The organism is Candidatus Brocadiaceae bacterium (assembly GCA_012728835.1).
Classification (GTDB): domain Bacteria; phylum Planctomycetota; class Brocadiia; order SM23-32; family SM23-32; genus JAAYEJ01.
This window is the reverse complement of the sequence record JAAYEJ010000031.1, coordinates 20,260-37,835: the sequence shown is the minus strand read 5'-3', so window position 1 is coordinate 37,835 and position 17,576 is coordinate 20,260. Positions and strand designations below refer to the sequence as shown.

General features: G+C 71.5%; 14 protein-coding genes. 6 read left to right on the top strand and 8 right to left on the bottom strand.

The genetic code is table 11. The annotated features are described in order from the left end of the window. Positions 1 to 44 precede the first annotated feature (44 nt). Positions 45 to 1,097 (bottom strand): alcohol dehydrogenase catalytic domain-containing protein, encoded by a 1,053-nt coding sequence (locus tag GXY85_04715; protein ID NLW50132.1) that lies wholly within the window; start codon positions 1,095 to 1,097, stop codon positions 45 to 47. A 251-nt stretch (positions 1,098 to 1,348) separates the two neighbouring features. Here GXY85_04715 and GXY85_04710 point away from each other — a divergent pair, with 251 nt between their 5' ends. Further along, complete coding sequence (locus GXY85_04710; GenBank protein NLW50131.1) at positions 1,349 to 2,575, top strand: glycosyltransferase family 4 protein; 1,227 nt, start codon at positions 1,349 to 1,351, stop codon at positions 2,573 to 2,575. Positions 2,576 to 2,584: 9 nt separating this feature from the next. Here the strand turns inward: GXY85_04710 and galK are convergent, their stop codons facing one another. Next, positions 2,585 to 3,775 carry a galactokinase gene (gene galK, locus GXY85_04705; protein ID NLW50130.1) on the bottom strand — a complete coding sequence of 397 codons (1,191 nt, stop codon included), beginning with the start codon at positions 3,773 to 3,775 and terminating at the stop codon, positions 2,585 to 2,587. Then, on the bottom strand, positions 3,772 to 6,411 hold the full coding sequence (locus GXY85_04700; GenBank protein ID NLW50129.1) for a leucine--tRNA ligase: 2,640 nt from the start codon (positions 6,409 to 6,411) through the stop codon (positions 3,772 to 3,774). Before GXY85_04700 ends, galK begins: the two co-directional genes overlap by 4 nt. Positions 6,412 to 6,700: 289 nt before the next feature. On the opposite strand from GXY85_04700, the gene GXY85_04695 reads away from it, so the two are divergent. Beyond that, on the top strand, positions 6,701 to 7,477 hold the full coding sequence (locus GXY85_04695) for a type III pantothenate kinase (protein NLW50128.1): 777 nt from the start codon (positions 6,701 to 6,703) through the stop codon (positions 7,475 to 7,477). A gap of 15 nt (positions 7,478 to 7,492) precedes the next feature. Here GXY85_04695 and GXY85_04690 read toward each other — a convergent pair whose 3' ends face one another. From GXY85_04690 to GXY85_04675, 4 genes are read right to left on the bottom strand one after another with little or no spacing between them, the layout of a single operon-like run. Beyond that, complete coding sequence (locus GXY85_04690) at positions 7,493 to 8,479, bottom strand: phosphatase PAP2 family protein (protein NLW50127.1); 987 nt, start codon at positions 8,477 to 8,479, stop codon at positions 7,493 to 7,495. Beyond that, entirely contained in the window at positions 8,472 to 9,461 is a 990-nt protein-coding gene (locus GXY85_04685) for an NAD-dependent epimerase/dehydratase family protein (protein ID NLW50126.1), read from the bottom strand. The genes GXY85_04690 and GXY85_04685 overlap by 8 nt, the downstream gene beginning before the upstream one ends. Beyond that, positions 9,458 to 10,570, bottom strand: a complete 1,113-nt coding sequence (locus tag GXY85_04680) for a GNAT family N-acetyltransferase (protein NLW50125.1) — start codon at positions 10,568 to 10,570, stop codon at positions 9,458 to 9,460. Before GXY85_04680 ends, GXY85_04685 begins: the two co-directional genes overlap by 4 nt. Positions 10,571 to 10,605: 35 nt before the next feature. Then, complete coding sequence (locus tag GXY85_04675; protein ID NLW50124.1) at positions 10,606 to 11,787, bottom strand: aminotransferase class I/II-fold pyridoxal phosphate-dependent enzyme; 1,182 nt, start codon at positions 11,785 to 11,787, stop codon at positions 10,606 to 10,608. Between the two features lie 387 nt (positions 11,788 to 12,174). Between GXY85_04675 and GXY85_04670 the strand changes: the two genes are divergently transcribed. Continuing rightward, the gene (locus GXY85_04670; protein ID NLW50123.1) at positions 12,175 to 12,927 is read left to right on the top strand and encodes a hypothetical protein; all 753 of its coding nucleotides are present in this window, start codon (positions 12,175 to 12,177) and stop codon (positions 12,925 to 12,927) included. Positions 12,928 to 12,993: 66 nt separating this feature from the next. Continuing rightward, positions 12,994 to 13,848 (top strand): hypothetical protein, encoded by an 855-nt coding sequence (locus GXY85_04665; protein NLW50122.1) that lies wholly within the window; start codon positions 12,994 to 12,996, stop codon positions 13,846 to 13,848. A gap of 16 nt (positions 13,849 to 13,864) precedes the next feature. On the opposite strand, the gene GXY85_04660 is transcribed toward GXY85_04665, so the two are convergent. Further along, the gene (locus tag GXY85_04660; protein NLW50121.1) at positions 13,865 to 15,364 is read right to left on the bottom strand and encodes a TSUP family transporter; all 1,500 of its coding nucleotides are present in this window, start codon (positions 15,362 to 15,364) and stop codon (positions 13,865 to 13,867) included. 198 nt (positions 15,365 to 15,562) lie between these two features. Between GXY85_04660 and GXY85_04655 the strand changes: the two genes are divergently transcribed. After that, positions 15,563 to 15,949: a hypothetical protein gene (locus tag GXY85_04655; protein ID NLW50120.1), complete on the top strand. Its 387-nt coding sequence runs from the start codon at positions 15,563 to 15,565 to the stop codon at positions 15,947 to 15,949. Between the two features lie 234 nt (positions 15,950 to 16,183). Continuing rightward, positions 16,184 to 17,497, top strand: a complete 1,314-nt coding sequence (locus tag GXY85_04650; GenBank protein ID NLW50119.1) for a hypothetical protein — start codon at positions 16,184 to 16,186, stop codon at positions 17,495 to 17,497. Positions 17,498 to 17,576: the final 79 nt, after the last annotated feature.

Below are 17,576 nucleotides of genomic sequence, written 5' to 3'. Positions count from 1 at the left end.
GGCATCTCCACACGGCGGACGGCAGACCCGCGTGCTTGCGGCCCCTACCACTGCCTCAGATCCACGACGGCCTTCAGCAGGCCGTCCTCCGCGCGCTCCACGGCCTCGAAGGCGCCGGCCGCATCGCGGGCGGCGAACGTGTGCGTGACCAGAGCGCCCGGGTCCATCATCCCCTCCGCGCACAGATCGAGGCAGGGGCGCAGCGTGTTCAGGCTGCGCCGCACCGCCCGCAGGGTCAGGCCACAGCGCCGGGCCGTGCCGGAGGAGTAGATCACGCGATCGTCCTCGCTGCTCCCGATGAACATCACGTGCCCGCCCGGAGCGGCGATCTCGCAGGCGTTCCAGATCGTCTGGTGCGCCCCCGCGCACTCGAAGACGATGTCGGCCCCATGGCCGCCGAGCGCCTCCCGGAGCCGTTCGGCGGGGGCCGCATCGGGCTCGGCCGCACGCACCGGCACCGTCTGCGCCGCGCCCATCGCCTCGGCGCGCGCCAGGCGGTCCGGGCGCAGGTCCGCACAGACGACGTGCAGCCCCCGGTAGAGCCCCAGCACCATCAGCACGCACGTGCCCATCACGCCGGTGCCGAGGATGGCCACCCGCTGCCCGGGACGGACCTTCGACAGGTTCACCGCGTGCATGGCGATGGCCAGGGGCTCCAGCACGACGCCCGCCTCGTCGGACACGCCGTCCGGAAGCACCTCCAGCAGGTGGGCGGGATGGCCGAGGTACTCCTGAAAGCCCCCCGGCCGGCCGGGCAGCCCAAGGAACGGCAGCCCGGGGCAGACGTTGTAGAGCCCGCCGGTGCACCACCGGCAGCGCCCGCACGGGATGGCCGGCTCCACGGCCACGCGCGCGCCCACCAGCGAGTCGTCCACGCCCGGCCCGACCGCCTCCACGTGCCCCATGCATTCGTGGCCCATCACCAGGGGCTCGTCCAGAACGATCGCGCCGATGCGGCCGTGCCGGTACAGGTGCATGTCCGAGCCGCAGATGCCCGCCTGATGCACGCGCACCAGGGCCTCCCCGGGCCCGGGCGACGGTCGTTCGGCGTCCTGCACGGACAGCACGCGCGGCGCGCTCAAGACGATGGCCTTCATCGGGGCCTCCCGGAACCGCACGAGACGGACCGTTGGCGAAACAAAACGCAAGCGTACGCCATAGACGGGGTTGTGTCAAGTTGCGACGCGGGCGCGCCGCCCCTTACACGGGCGGGCGCCGCCCCGTGCGCGGGCGGGCGCCGCCCCTTACACGGGCGGGCGCCGCCCCTTGCACGGGCGGGCGCCGCCCCTTGCACGGCGCCCGGCCGTGGGCGATACTGCTGTGCCGTGCCCTCCGGCTCGGGACGGCCATGCGCATATCCATCGCCTGCAAACAGTTCGCGCCCAGCGGCGGCGCCGAGAGCTTCCTGGCCTCCCTCGTGCGCCGGCTGCGTGCCGAGGGCGTGCAGGTGCGCATCCTCACGCCGGACGCGCGCGCGGCCGCCGCAGAGGCGCCGGCCGCCGCGGAGGCGCCGGCCGCCGCGGAGGCGGCGGGCGCCGCGGAGGCGGCGGGCGCCGAGGGCGTGCAGATCGTGCCGCTGGCGCTGCCCCGGGTGCCGCGGGCGTTCCGCGACCTGGCCCTGGCCCGCGCCGCACGGGCGGCCCTGGCCCGCGAGGACGCCGAGGTGACCTTCAGCGACCAGAAGTGCTGGGGCGCCGACGTGGTGCGGCCGGGCGGAGGCGTTCAGCGCGAGTACGTGCGCCAGCGCCAGAGAAGCTACCGCGGCCTGCCCGCACGGGCGTTCAACCGGCTGTCGCGCGCGCTCAGCGTGCGCGAACGGCTGCGCATCCATATCGACGACCGGCTCTACGCACCGCCCGGGCCGAGGTGCATCATCGCCAACTCCGACATGGTGCGCCGCGAGATCGCCCGCCACTACCCCGCCATGGCGGCGCGCGTGCAGGTGGTCTACAACGGCGCGGACTGCGCGCGTCTCCACCCGGCGCTTCGCCGGGAGCACCGGCCGCGCGTACGCGCAGAGCTGCGCCTCCCGCCCGACGCGCTGGTGGGCGTGTTCGTGGGCCACGACTGGCGGCGCAAGGGCCTCTTCACGTTCATCGAGGCCGTCGGCATACTGGCCCGCAAGGACGCCCCGCAGCCGGTCTACGCCCTGGTGGTCGGGCGGGGGCGTGAGCGCACGGCGCGCGCCTTCGCCGATCGCTGCGGCGCGGCCGACAGGATGCGCTTCGTGGGGGCCGTGGCGCCCGCCCCCTATTACGCGGCCGCCGACCTGCTGGTGCTTCCCAGCTACTACGATCCCTGCGCAAACGTGACCATGGAGGGGCTCGCATGCGGCCTGCCCGCCCTGACGAGCCTCCACAACGGCGCCTACGAGCTGCTCACGCCCGGCCAGAGCGGCCTCTACCTCCGCGACCCCTCCGATTCGGCCCAGCTCGCCGGGTTCCTGGAGCACTACATGGACGCGCCGACCCTCGAGGCCGGCTCCCGGGCCGCCCGCGCGCTCGCCCTGGAGTACACCCAGGAACACCAGCTCGGCGAGATCGTGCGCATCCTGGCCGAGGTCGCGCGCCGATAGCGCCGCACCTCAGCATGCGCGCACCTCGGCCCCCGCACCGGCCCGGAACTCGTAGACCTCCGGCGACGTGCCCGTCCGCGCCCGGTAATCGGACGCCATCGCGCGCGCGAACTCCCCCGCCGCCTCCGCGCTCACCAGGTTGACGGTGCACCCGCCGAACCCCGCCCCGACCATGCGCGCGCCGTAGAGGCCCGGCCGCCCCCGCGCCAGATCGACCATGAGGTCCAGCTCCCGGCAGCTTACCTCGTAATCGTCGCGCAGGCTGGCGTGCGACTCGAACATCAAGTGTCCGAATCGAACATAATCGCACACCCTCAGCGCGTCAGCGCCCTCGACCGTCCGCGCGATCTCGCCCACCACGTGCCGGGCGCGGCGGAGGGTCACCGCATCCAGAACGTCCGCCTCCCGACGCAGGGCGGCCGGCGAGACGTCGCGAAGCTCCCGCACGCCCTGCAGACGCCGCGACAGCCGCTCCACCGCCCGCTCGCAGCTCGCCCGACGCTCGTTGTAGGCCGACTGCCCGAGCGCATGCCGCACGCCGGTGTTGCACACCACCACGCGCACGGCCGCCGCGTCCAGCGGCACCTCCTCGAAGTCCAACGAACGGCAGTCCAGCAGCAGCGCGCATCCCGACCGGCCGTGGATGCTGGCGAACTGGTCCATGACGCCGCAGCGGACGCCGGTGAACGCGTGTTCCGCCCGCTGGCAGGCCAGGGCCAGCGCCCGCCCGTCGATCTGCAGCCCGGCCGCCGCGCAGAACGCCGTCCCCACCGCCACCTCGAGCGCGGCCGACGAGCTGAGCCCCGAGCCCATGGGCACGTCGCCGCTCACCACCCCCTGGATCGCGCGCAGCCGGTGGCCCGCCTCCTGCAGCGCCCAGGCCACGCCCCGCGCGTAGGCGCCCCAATCGGGCGCGCCGTCGCCGGGCGGCGCACCGCCGCCGGGGGGCGGCGGCCGGAGGTCCGCCAGTTCGAAGGCCGCCCAGGAGCCGGCGTCTTCCGACCAGAGCCGCACCGGCCCGGCGGCCGCCCGGAAGCAGACCCGCACGGCCCGGTCGACGGCGATGGGCAGGACGAACCCCCCGTTGTAGTCCGTATGCTCCCCGAGCAGGTTCACGCGGCCCGGAGCGCGGGCGCACTGCAGCCCCGGCGGCCGCGCGCCGAACACCCGTTCGAAGGACTCCGCCGCCCCGGCCGTCATCGCACCACGATGCTCACGATGCGGTTGGGCACCACAACGCACTGCACGAGTTCCTTGCCTTCGACGTAGCGCCGCACGTTCTCCAGGCTCAGCGCCTTCTCCCGGACGAGTTCCTCGTCTTCGTCGCGCTCGACCACCAGCCGCTCGCGCACCCGACCGTTCACCTGCACGGGCAGTTCCACTTCCTCGCTGCGGGCCGCCTCGGGGTCGAACTCCGGCCATCCCTGCTCGAAGATGCTCGCCGGATTGCCCATGCGGCCCCACAGCTCCTCGGCCACGTGCGGCACAAACGGCGCCAGCAGTTGCACGATGCTCTCCAGGGCGAACCGGAACAGGTTGAAGTCGCGCTGCTCCTCGTCGGTCTCCGTGCCCACGTAGCTTCCGAGCACGGGAAGCTTCTGGACCTCGTTGAGCAGGGCGATGACCGAGGCGATCGCCGTGTTGAAGTGCCACCGCTGCTCGATGTCCTCGGTCACGCGCTTGATCGTCGCATGCACCTGCCGGTAGACGCGTCGGCTCTCCGGCGCCAGCCCGCCCGCGTCGGGCAGTTGCCGGGGGATCGCCTCGAATCCCGTCCTGTGCCCGACGATCGAATCCCACAGGCGGTTCAGGAACCGATGGTAGCCCACGATGCCGCTGTCCTGCCACTCGGCGTCCTTCTCCGGCGGCCCGATCGCCAGCGTGTAGAGCCGCAGGGTGTCGGCCCCATACTGGCGGATGACGTGGTCCGGTGTGACCACGTTCCCCTTGGACTTGCTCATCTTCTCGGCGCTGGAGAGCACCTCGACGCCCTCCCGCAGGCGACGCTCCAGGCTCATGCCCAGGTCGCAGCGGCACGGCTCGCGCACGTTGGGGTCGTCCGTCACGACCCGCAGGCAGCGCCGGCAGACGTGGCTCTGCTTGCAGATCATCCCCTGCGTGAAAAGCGCCCGGAACGGCTCCGCGAACCCCAGGTGCCCGGCGTCCTGCAGCACCTTGACGATGAAACGCGAGTAGAGCAGGTGCAGGACGGCGTGCTCCACGCCCCCGATGTACAGGTCCACCGGCAGCCAGGAATCCGCCAGGTCCCGATCGAACGGCCTCGTCTCGTCGTGCGGGGACACGAACCGCAGGAAGTACCAGCAGGAGCAGAGCCACTGCGCGATCGTGTCGGTCTCGCGGCGCGCCTCGCGCCCGCAGGCGGGACACGTTGTCTTGACGAAATCCTCCACGAAATCCAGCGGGCTCTTGCCGCGCGGCGTGAAGTCCACCTCGTCCGGCAGGAGCACGGGCAACTGGTCCTCGGGCACGGGCACGATGCCGCACTGCGGGCAGTGCACCACCGGGATGGGGGCGCCCCAGTAGCGCTGCCGGCTGATGAGCCAGTCGCGCAGGCGGTAGTTCACGTCGGCCTCGCCCATCGCGTTGGCTTCGAGGTACTCGACCACGCGGTGCATCTGCTCGGGCACGCGCGTGCCGTCGAACGGACCGCTGTTGACCATGACGCCCGGCCCCACGTAGGCCTCGGCCATCTCCCCGGCGTCCGGTTCCGCGTCCTCAGGACGGATGACGGGCACGATGGGCAGGTCATACTTGACCGCGAACTCGAAGTCGCGCTGGTCGTGCGCCGGCACGGCCATGACGGCCCCCGTGCCGTACTCCATCAGCGCGTAGTTGGCCACCCACAGCGGCACCCGCTCGCCGTTGACGGGGTTGATCACGTGACGGCCGGTGAAGACGCCCTGCTTCTCCACCGTGTCCGAGGAGCGGGCCACCTGATTCTGCTCGATGGCCTCGGAGACGAAGCTCATCACCGGCTCCTCGTAGTCCGTTCCGGCCACCAGGCCGGGGATCGCCGGATGCTCCGGGGCCAGGCTCATGAACGTGACGCCCCAGAGCGTGTCCGGCCGCGTCGTGAAGCACGGCATCGGCTCGCCCGTGTGCGCCACCTTGAAGAAGACCAGCGCGCCCTCGCTGCGACCGATCCAGTTCGCCTGCATCAGGCGCACGCGCTCCGGCCACGCACCGAGCAGGTCCAGGTCCTTCAGCAGGCGGTCCGCGTAGTCCGTGATCTTGAAGAACCACTGCGGCAGGTCCTTCTCGACCACCTCGGTGTCGCACCGCTCGCAGAGGCCGTTGACGACCTCCTCGTTGGCCAGGCCGGTCTGGCAGCTCGGGCACCAGTTCACCGGCGCGTCGCGCCGATACGCCAGCCCCTGCTGCCAGAGCTGCAGGAACACCCACTGCGTCCACCGGTAGTAGCCCGGCTCGCTGGTGTTGATCTCCCGGTCCCAGTCGTAGCCGATGCCCAGCGCGCGAATCTGCGCCTTCATGATCTCCACGTTGCGGGCCACCGACATGCGCGGATGCAGCCCCCGCTTGATGGCCGCGTTCTCCGCCGGCAGCCCGAAGGCGTCCCAGCCCATCGGATGCAGCACGTTGAACCCGCGCATCCGCTTGTAGCGCGCCACGACGTCGCCCAGGATGTAGTTCCGCCCGTGCCCGACGTGCAGGGCCCCCGAGGGATACGGAAACATGACCAGGCAGTAGAAGCCCGGCCGCGTACTGCGGTCATCGCAGTGGAACAGCCTCACGCCGTCCCAGTACTCCCGCCAATGCGCCTCCACGTGCGCCGGCACGTAACGGTCTTGTTCCATCCCTTGGATGCTCCAGCCTCTGAGGATGCTTGCGGAGACCCCGAGGCGTCAATTATAGCAGCCGACCAGTCCGGTTCAAAGCGCCCCCTGCGGCCCGGCACGGACACACACGGACGCACACGGACGCACACGGACGCACACGGACAAACACGGACAGCGGCCGAGCACGGCCGCGCTCCCCCCAACGGGCCGCACCGGGCCTCCCCGCCCGGGCACCGACGGTCCGCGAAACGGCTCGCCCCCCCGCCCGGCGTCTGGTATACTCACCCCCTGCACCGAGGTGGCAGCCATGGCCCCGACGACCCGAACACAATGCCTCCTGGCCCTGGACGTCGGCAATACGTCCGTCAAGGGGGCCTGGATCACCCGAGACGCGATCCGGCCGGTCCTGCGGGTACCCACTCGGCCTGTAGAGGACTTGCCGGACCGCCTTCGCACCGCCCTCGCCTCCCCGGACCTGCCCTGCGGCCTGCGCTGCCTCGTTGCGTCCGTCTGCCCGGCCGCCGACGGCGCAATCGCGGCGGCCCTGGAGCCGCGGGCACGTCCGGAGTTCTTCGGACGCGACCTTGCCGTGCCCCTGACGGCGCTCGTGCGCCATCCCGGCCGGGTGGGCGTCGACCGCCTTCTGCTGGCCCTGGCGGCCCGGGAGGAGGCCGGCGCCCCATGCATCGTCGTCTCGGCCGGCACGGCGATCACAGTGGACCTGGTGGACCCCGAAGGCCGCTTCGCCGGCGGCGCCATCGCGCCGGGGCTCGCCCTGGGCGCCCGGGCGCTGCACGCAAGCACCGCCCTGCTGCCGCGCGTGACGCCCCGGGTCCCCGCCACGGCCGTCGGCACCGACACGGACAGCGCCGTCGCAAGCGGCGTCTACTGGGCGTGTGCCGGCGGCGTCACCGCCCTGGCGGCCCGGTACAGGGACCTTCCGGGATGCGACTGTGCGCCGCTGGTCTGCACGGGCACGGATGCCCCGCTCCTGCTGGGCGCCCTGCCGGAGCCGGGGACCCGGCACGTATCGGACCTGATCTTCCGCGGCATGGCGCGCGCCGTCGCCGCAGCGGCCGGCTGAACGGCCTTTGCCCCGTCACGCGTCCGAGGAGCCGCAGCCGGCCCCCGCCGCCGCCGGGACGCGCACGCCCTCGCGTACGGAGCCCCGCTGCCGCGCCTCCGCCCTGCGGACCATCCAGAGCCCCGCCGGCGCCAACAGGGCGGCCGTGACGATCCCGCCCAGGACGTCCACGGCGTAGTGGTAGCCGCAGTAGACGGTCGAGATGCACAGCAGTATGACGAGCACCAGGTGCGCGAGCCGCACCTTCCGGAAGTGGGTCCAGGTGAACCAGAGCGTCGTCAGCGCCACGGCCACGTGGCTGCTCGGGAAGGCGGCGCCGCCCTCCGGCTCCACCAGGTCGTAGAGGCGAACCATGATCCGATAGAACACCGCCGACCGGACGGACGGGGGAGCCGTCAGCGGACCGACCGACGCCAGCGTGCCGGAGAAGACCACCCCGACGTGCGTCCCGTGCGGGCCCATCACGGGAAGGACGATGTAGGTGAGGTAGCAGACGTAGAACACGACGCTGAGCACCGTGACATACCGCCGGAAGTGCCGGCGGGGTCGGAGCCGGTAGAGGGCCAGCCCGACGCCGAAGACCATGACGTAGTAGGAGAAGTAGGCGAAGTAGAGCAGTTCGGCCACCCACGCCTGCGGATGCGCCGCCATCATCGCCCGGCAGAGCTGGCGGCCGAACAGCCGCTGGTCCATGTCGATGAACGCCCCGTCCAGATGCCGCGTGACGATCAGATCGTCCAGCAGGTGGGTCTCGGAGTAAAAGAAGGAGTAGAGCAGGAACGGGTAGAAGGCGCGCACGAACCGCACGGCCGGCCGGCCGTCCCCCTCCGCCCGGCGGATCAGGCCGTGCACCAGGGCCATGGCGACGGCGTGTGCCAGGAGGTAGAGCGGCCAGTGCGCCAGCCGCCCGGGCCCGAACAACACGATCCCCGCGGCCACGACCGCCAGGTAGCCCTGCGTGAGCCAATCGACAAGCCGGTACCCGCCCTTGTGTTCATCCATGCCGCAGCCAGCCCGCCTCCGCGTACCATTCGGCCGTGCGGCCCAACCCGTCCGCAAGCCGGGTGGACGCCTCAAAGCCCAGATCGCGCGCCGCGTCCGCCGTGTCGCAGACCCATCCGGGCGCGCGCAGTTCCGCCGCCTTGTCCATGCTCAGTATGCCCGGCCGGCCGCTCAGGCGTGCCCAGGCCCCCCGGGCGGCGCACGCGGCGGTAACGGCCAGGCCCGGCACCCGTACGTGCACGGGACGGGCGCCCACGGCCGCCTCGATGGCCCGCATGAACGCACGCTGCGTGACGGGATCGGGGTGCGCGACGTGATACGTGCCCCCGGCGCCGTGCTCGGCGTCGAGTGCCCGCAGAACGCAGTCCGCCAGGTCCTCCACGTAGACGAGGCTGAGCGGCTTCGAACCGCCGAAGACCGGCACCAACCGACCCCGGACGCCGCGGAATACCAGCAGGAAGTCCCGATCCCTCGGCCCGTACACGGCCGCGGGCCGCAGGATGGTCCACGGCACGCGGCAGCGTTCGCGCACGTGCCGCTCGCCCTCCAGCTTGCTTCGTCCGTACTCGGAGACGGGGCGGGCCGGGCCGTCCGCGCGGGCGGGCGCCTCGACCGTGCCCGGCCCGGTGGCGGCCAGGCTGGAGATGAGCACGAGCCGCCGCACGGTCGCCTCGGAGGCGTTGCACGCCTCGGCCACGTGGAGCGCACCGGCGGCGTTGGCCGCGTGGTATGCGGCGCGACGCGCGGCCTTCGTCACGCCCGCGCAGTGGATCACGGCGTCGACGCCGGCGACGGCGCCTCGGAGGGGCTCCGGCGCGTCCAGGGACCCGTAGCGAACCTCCGTGCGCGCCAGGTGGTCGGCGATGAACCGTGTGTTCGACGTCTCTCGCAGCAGCAGGCGGGCGTCGTGCCCGGCCGCCAGAAGGCCGTCGAGCACGTGACTGCCGACGAAGCCGTTCGCACCGGTCAGGAGGACCTTCATAGGGCCTTCTCGAAGATGCGGTAGGTCTTGGTGGCCCGGGCGCCGAAACGTTCCAGAACGCGCCTCATCAGCACGTTGTCCTCGAGGACCCACGAGAACTCGCCCTCGTCGTAGCCGCGCTCGTAGCCGTTCCTGAACATCTGGTATATGAGCGCCATCTCGATGCCGCGCCGGCGGAGTTCGGGGACAACGCCCATCGTCAGCACGCGCACCCGGTGCATCCGTCTGCGCGCCAGCAGAAAACGAAAGATGCCGAGCGGCCAGAGACGGCCGTTCATTCTCTTCAGCACGGTGTTATAGTCGGGCAGGGCCAGAAGAAAACCGACGGGCCGCCCGTCCACTTCCGCGATCAACGCAAACGACGGCTCAACGATGGACTTCAGCTCGCGGGCCATGTGGGCGAACTGCGGCTCCGACATCGGCACGAAGCCCCAGTTGCGGGCCCAGGCGTCGTTGTAGACGGTGAAGGCGGCCCGCACGTCGGCCTCGAAGCGACGCATGTCCACGGGGCGGACGACGGCCCCGGCCCGGGCCGCCCGGTCGGCGTAGCGCGCCACCCGTTCGGGGATCGCCCCCTGGCGGTCGTACTCGTAGGCGACCAGGTCCATGGCCCCCCGATAGCCGCATTCGGCCATCAGGTCCGGGTAGTAGGGCTTCGTATACGGCATCATGAACGACGGCGGCCGGTCGAAACCCTCTGCCAGGAACCCGCACTCCTCGTTGGTCGAGAAGTTCAGGGGCCCCCGTACCGCGTCCATGCCCCGGGCACGCAGCCAGTCCTCCGCCCCGGCCAGCAGCGCCCGTGCGACGCCGGCGTCCCGCTCGCACTCGAAGAACCCGAAGAACCCGGTGCGGTCGTCCCAGTACTGGTTATGCCGGCGGTTGACGTGGGCGGACGTGCGGCCGACCAGGCGGCCCGAATCGTCGCGCGCGAGCAGGTAGCAGACCTCGGTGAACGCGAACAGGGGGTTGGACGGCCCGAAGAACCGCTTGCGTTCGCTCAGAAGATGGGGGACGAACAGGGGGGCGTCCGCATAGAGGGCCAGGGGATAGCGGATGAACCGGCCCATGTCCGCGCGGGACGTAACGGCACAGACGGCTGTTCCCATGGGCCGGCCCTCAATCCCGGAGGCGAGGGTTGAGGTCAGATGACTCCCAGCTCCTGCCCCACCAACTTGACCTTATCCAGCGCAAACTGGATCTGCTCTTCGCTGTGGGTGGCCATCAGGCTGATGCGGAGCAGGGCTTCGTTGGGCCCGACGGCGGGCGCGACGACCGGGTTGACGAACACCCCCTCCTCGTCCAGGCGCTTGCACATCCGGAAGCAGGTGTGCATGTCGCCGACGTGCACGGGCACGATGGGCGTCTGGCAGTTGCCCGTGTTGAAGCCCTCTGCGCGGAGCCCTTCGGTCATCATGCGCGTGTTGCGCCAGAGGCGACGGATGCGCTCCGGCTCGCGCAGCATGATGCGAACGGCCGCCAGGGTGGCCGCCGCATTCGGAGGGGAGATGCTGGCGCTGAAGATGAGCGGACGCGACTTGTGCTTCAGGTACTCGATCGTCTCCAGGTCGGCGGCGATGAACCCGCCCAGCGAGGCGAAGGACTTGCTGAACGTGGCCATGATGATCTGCACGCGGTCGGTCAGGCCGAAATGCGCCGCCGTGCCCTCGCCCCGCGGCCCCAGAACGCCCATGGCGTGTGCGTCGTCGACCATGACGCCGGCCTGGTAGCGCTCGGCCAGCTCGCAGATCGACGTCAGCTCCGCGATGTCGCCCGTCATGCTGAAGACGCCGTCGACAACGATCAGCTTGCCGGCCTCGATCGGCAGCTCCTGCAGCCGCCCTTCCAGGGAGGCCATGTCGTTGTGGTTGAACCGCACGAAGGTCCCGAAGCTCAGCCGGCATCCGTCGACGATGCTCGCGTGGTCCTCCCGGTCGGTGATGACGTAGTCGTCCTTGCCGACCAGGGTGCTGATGGCGCCCAGATTCGCCTGGAAGCCCGTGGAGTAGAGGATCGCGGCCTCCTTGCCGACCAGCCGTGCCAGCGTCTCCTCCAACTCCAGGTGGATGTCGAGCGTCCCGTTCAGGAAACGCGACCCGGCGCAGCCGGTGCCGTAGACCTCGATCGCCTTCTGTGCCGCCGCCTTGACCTCCGGATGCGTCGTCAGACCCAGGTAGCTGTTGGACCCGAGCATGATGACCTTGCGCCCGTTCATCACGACCTCGGTATCCTGCGCGGACGAGACGGGCCGGAAGTACGGGTACAGACCGGCCTCTTTCACCGCGTCGGAATCGGTGAACTGACGCGCCTTCTCCAGCAACGGCAGACTCAGGCTGCTTGAATGAGCCATTCCCCCGCTTCCGGCTTCAGTTGGATCGGACAATACACACGCAATGAAATACTGCCTCAGGCGCCAAAAGTCAAGGTCAGAGCACCGAGCCGCAGGCCCGTCTGCGCATGTGTCGACGCGGGAAGGACTTGCGGCACCCCTGCCGGCCCACCCCCGCCGCCGTCGCCCGCCCGGGGGCCGCCCGCCGGCCTCCCGCCGGGCCGGCGGCTGCCGGGGGACGCAGACCCCGCGACCCCGGTCGCCTCGCCCCCGGCGAACGATCTTCAAAAACCGCTTGCCTTTTCAGCGGGTGTTCTGTACCATGGCGCACGGGCACTTTTACTCCTCTTTGGTGACACCGGGGCTTGAGCACAGAGGGTAGCGATGGCCGACAACAAGGTGCAGCCGACACCGGTGGACGAACAGACCCCGCCGGGCGCCGCAACCGGCCGTTTCGTCAAGAAGCTCTTCCTTAGGAAGGAGGACGAGACCGACTCGACCCCCCTCCCCCCCGAACAGGGCATCGCCCGCGTGCCCGCCACCGTGCTCACGGTCGAGTACGTCGACAGCAGCGAGGGCCTGGAGGGCTCGATGCGGGAGGCGGCGGACCGCCTGCGCAGACTCGGCGAGTTCCTCGGCCAGATCCAGGAGACGCAGGGGCGGCTCGTCGCGGCGCTCAACCAGCAGGCCAAGGACATCGCCAAGGTGGTCGAGACGCTCGGGCGCCGTATCGATCGCCTGCACGCCCTCGTGGAAGGGGCGATCGCCGATGGCGTGGCCCGGGCCGCAGCGCCGGACGAGGATGACGACGCAACGGTGCCCGCTTCTGCCGGGGCGGGTCTGGACGAGACGGACGGCGCCCCCGAAGTCAGCGCCGACCCCGCCCACCAGAACGCCTGGCGGATCGCCCGCGTGCTCGTGGCGGACCTCGAGGCCTACCACGCGGATGCCGTGCGCGAGGGCATCCTGCAGGACTCCTTCGAGGAACTCCTGCGCGATCCCCTCGAACGGGCGCGCAAGACCTACCAGCAGAGGGCCGGCAAGAAGGTCGGCGAAGAACACGACTACTTCTCCAGGGCGCTGGACGAACTGATCGCGCGCAAGCGGGCAGAGCTTGAGAAGGAAGGGGCGCCGTAGCGCCCGGCGCCGCCGTAGCGCCCGGCGCCGCCCCGGAGCCCGGTGTCCTCCCAGAGGCCCTATGCCATGAAACACCCCCTGGTCGCCGCCGCCGTGGTCGCACTGGCGGCCTTCGCGTTCGTTCGCCCGGCCCTGGCCGCAGGCGCGGACCCCGGCCCGGCCGGTGCCCAGCCGACGGAACAGGCCCCCCCCTCAAAGGCCGAGGTGCTCGCCCAGAAGGCCGAGACGAAGGTCCGGAGCTTCGCCACACAGGTCGACGACCGCCTGGAGGCGTTCACCGAACGGCGCACGACGGCGTGGCTGATGGTCGCGATCGGCGCGTTTCTGGGCCTCCTGTGCATGTTCTTCGGCTGGACGCTCGTCAAGTCCCTGCTGATCCCGTTCGCGCCCGTGCTCGGACTCGCCACGGGGGTGGTCATCGCCTTCTGCCTGATCGAGACCCTGTATGCCGGGGAGACGCGGCCCGCGTGGTTCCGCCTGACGCTACTGGCCGTGGGCGCCGGCCTGGGGGTGGCCGCCTACCTCTTCTCCGCCCTGCGCGCCCGGCCCATCGCCGCCTTCCTGGTGGTCATGTCCCCCTTCCTCATGCTCTCGGCCATCTTCTTCACCCATAAGGTCTTCGCCCAGCATCAGACCCTGGCGCTGGTGCTGTTCGCCGTGGGGTTCCTCATGGGATTCGCCGCCATGGTCGAGGTGCGGCCGCTGGCCATCATCTCCACCGCACTGCTCGGCTCCTGTGCCCTCCTGGCCGTCCTCGGCCTGCTTTCGCACCTGCTGAGCGACGAGGTCGCCTTCCTGCACACGTTCTTCGGGTGGCTCACCGAGAATCCGGACATGCTCGGCCTTGCGCTGCTCGTCATGCTGCTGGCCGCCGCCGGGTTCCAGTTCGCAACCGGCCCCCGGGGCACACTGGAAGGCTGAGGAGCGCCCGGCGGCGCTACCAGCGCCGGCCGCCCACGGCCGGCGGCTGCGAGCGGGCCAGCACCGGCCCCGTGTCGCGGCGCGCCACGGCCGCCAGAACGGCGCTCAGGTCCCGCGTCCCCTCCGCCCCGTCCGGCTCCGAGCCCGCCGCGGACCCCGTCAGGACGTCCCGCACGTCGCGCCCCCCCTCCGCGCCCGGCAGCGCCGCCCCCTCCCCCCGGCCCGTGTGCGCCTGCGGGGTCCCCCCCGCCGGTCCGGGCAGAGGAGGATGGGTGACCCGTCGGCGCGCGAGGGCCAGGTTGTGCTCCGCCCGGGCCCGCACCTCGCGCAGCCCTGCCTGCTGCTGCCCGGGCGCGCACACGCCCGCACAGACGCCGACCGCCCGGGCATACCGGCCCATCGCCTCGTCCCAGCGGGCCGTGCGGTAGGCGCAGTTCCCGGCGTTCAGCAGAGCGGCCGCGCCCACCAGCGGGTCCGGCGCCTGCCCCAGCCCGCCGAAGACATCCTCGGCCGCCGCCAGGCGCCCCGCCCGATAGAGGGCCAGCCCCAGGTTCAGCAGGGCCGGGTCCCGGCGTGCGCCGGCCGCGCGCGCCGCCTGCCGGAACGCCTCTGCGGCCGCCGGCCAGTCGGCGCGACGGTAGGCGTCCAGGCCTCGGTCGAACGGGTCGCCGACCTCCACGGCGGACGCCTGCCCCGGGGGAGCCTCCGACGGGGCCGGCGGGGCTGTCGGACGGCCCGACCTGGCCAGCAGGAGCAGCCCGGCCAGCAGCGCCAGAACGTAGACGATCGCCCGGAACGCACGGTCGCTGAACCGGGCGTGCAGCACCACGCCCAGCACCGTGCCGACGACCACCGCGGGCACCAGGATCAGCGCCAGCACCCCGTTGCGGGAGGTCATCAGACCGCTCTGTGCGTAGGGCAGGAGCTTGACGAGATTGCCCAGGAAGAAGTACTTGATCATCGTGCCGACGAGCACCTTCTTCGGCAGCTTCTGGGGCAGCAGGAACAACGCGATCAGCGGCCCTCCGGCGTGTGCCACGGTCGAGGAGACCCCGGCCGCCGCGCCGACGGCCACGCCGTGCCACAGCCGGGGGCGGTAGGCCGGCGCCTCGGTGCCCAGCCGGCGCTCCTGAAGGCCCCGCAGGCACTGGATGCCCACGAACGCGATCGAGAGGCACCCGATGGCGCGCATCATCCAGACCTCGCCGCCGGGAAGCGCCAGAAACCAGTCGAGCGCGAGCCATCCCCCCCCGACCCCCACGACCAGCCCCGGGATGAGCCCGGCCAGCGCCCGCCCGTCATGCTGCTCCCGATAGTGCAGGAGCGAGAAGACGTCCCCGGTGATCAGGACGAGCAGCATGACCGGCAGGGCCGTCTCCGGCCCCAGAGCCACCGTCATGAGGGGCACCGCCAGCAGGCCGGCTCCCGTGCCGAACCCCGCCTTCGAGAGCCCGACCAGCACGGCCGAAACGACGGCGCCCACCCATTGCCAGGCGGCGATGTCTCCGAGTCCCACCTCGTCCCCTTCCAGCAAGACCGTCTGAGACCGCGCAGGGCCGCCCGCCGGCGGCCCACGGAGGCGGCTCCGGGAAGATACCCCAACGCCGTCCCGCTTTCCAGGCCGGGCGCCCGGGGCGCCGGGGGGGGGGAGGTTGCATGAGGCGGGGGCCGCACCCTATGATGGACGCCGGTATGGAGGGAAGGACGGACGACCATGGACTACCTGATCGTCACCTCCGCGCTGTGCGGGTTCTTCAGCGCGTTCGTGGCCGGGCGCAAGGGCCGCAGCCCCGTCGCCTGGTGGTTCGTGGGCGCGCTGCTGCCCGGAGTGGGCTGCCTGCTCAGTCTGGCGGTGCCGGCCCGGGCCGCGGTGCAGGACGACGCCCCCTGGCCGGACGCGGCGCCTCCGGCCGCCAGGCGGCGCCCCGCGCGATGCTGCGGCCGGTTCCTGCCCGACTGCTACGGCTGCCCCCATTTCCGCCGGAGGCTTTTCGCGCCGGAGGACGGCGAGCGGAGCCGGGGCCGGTGCGAATTCTACGGCAAGGAACTGGAGGAGGTTCCGGACAGGGCGGACAGTATCGTCGGCGGCGGCGAGCGCTGAACGCAACGGTCCCCTGCCGGACGCCGAATTCCGGATGAAAACGCTTGACTGCGGTTATGCGCTCTGTTAAAACTCCTGTGACAATGTCCGGTACGGGTACATCACCGTGTTGTTTCTGACTGGAGCGAACCCCCCATGAGGTCACATGGAACTCTCGTGTCCTGTGTGCTCGGCGTTGTTCTGTGCGCGGCAATTGAGACGGCGTATGGCCAGCAGACAACGACAACGGCCGACGTGGACGCGGCGCTTGCCACCCTTCGCTCGACGGCCGCGTACGAACGGGCCGCCGCACGCGCGGACGTGGTCAAACACGGGGAGCTGGCGCTCGACCCGCTCGTCACGGCCGTGGCGGGGCGGGAGACGGCCGAAGACACGAATTTCGTGCTCAACTGCGTGATCGCGCTGGGCGAGATCGCGGACGCCCGCGCGACCGACACTCTCGTGCAGGTTCTGGGCGAGAGCAACATGCCCATGGCGTTGGCCGCCGCCCGAAGCCTGGGCCAGATATGGGAAGGCACGAACGCCGGCACCCCGGAGGTGCAGAAGGTCAACGCCGCCCTGCTCGCGCTGCTCCACTCCGAGCTGCCCGAGGTCGGCGTCTACATGCCCGGGGTGGCGCTGGTCCAGATCAACACGATCCCCCTGGCGCGCCCGCACGGCCTGCCGGTGGACGAACTGCGGGCCGGCATCAGCGACTGGTTCACGCGCAACCCCGACGCCCTGCCGGCGCCCGGCGTTCGCCCGTGGCAGTTGAACGCCTACATGGCGCTGCACAGCCAGAACGCGGCCGCCAGGGAGGCCGCCGTCAGCGCCCTCCAGCAGCAGCGCCCCCTGGGCGCGATCGACGCGACCCTCGAAGCCATGGCCGCAGGCACCACCGTGACGCCCGACCTCAGGAACCTCCTGGCCGACCTCTCCGGCGTGCCGTTCCCGCCCCGGGGCGTGCCGGACGACGCCGACCTCGTGACGCAGATTGAGCAGTGGCGCTGGCAATGGTTGGCGCGGCTGGCGACCCAGACGGACCGGCGCCACGTCGACTACGCCCTCAGCGGCCTCGAAGGCGCCCTGCAGCACTATGTGGAGGCGCCCACCGACGAGGCGGCCGAGCCGGTCCGCTTCTTCCGTGCCGCCCTGCTGAGCCAGCTCTCCGACCCCGACGCCGTGCCCGCCACCGTGTCCCCGAAGGCGCGCACGATGCTCAACGACCCGCTGGAGCGCAAACGCATCATCCAGGACGCGGTGGCGACCCTGGCCGAGGTCACGGCCCCCCTCGACAAGACCGCACAACTGCGCATCATCCAGGCGCAGATCCGCCACGACACCGGCCGCGAGGTCGGCATGATGTTCCTGAGCCCCCTGTTTGACCGGGCCTACCGCGAGGAGACGCCCGCCGTCGCCGGGGACATGGGCGAGGTCCTCTCGCGCATCAGCGGCATCCCGGTCGCCCTGAAGAACATCAGCCTGCTGGACATGCGCCAGGCGCGGCTGGACCGCTGGCTCACGGAGGTTCAGCGCCTCGGGCTCGCCCTGGAAGCCACGGGCGGCTGAGAGGCCCCGGCCGACGCAACCGTTCACGGATCCCCTGACGATCCGGCCCCCGCACCGTTGCGCGTCCCATGCGCCCTTT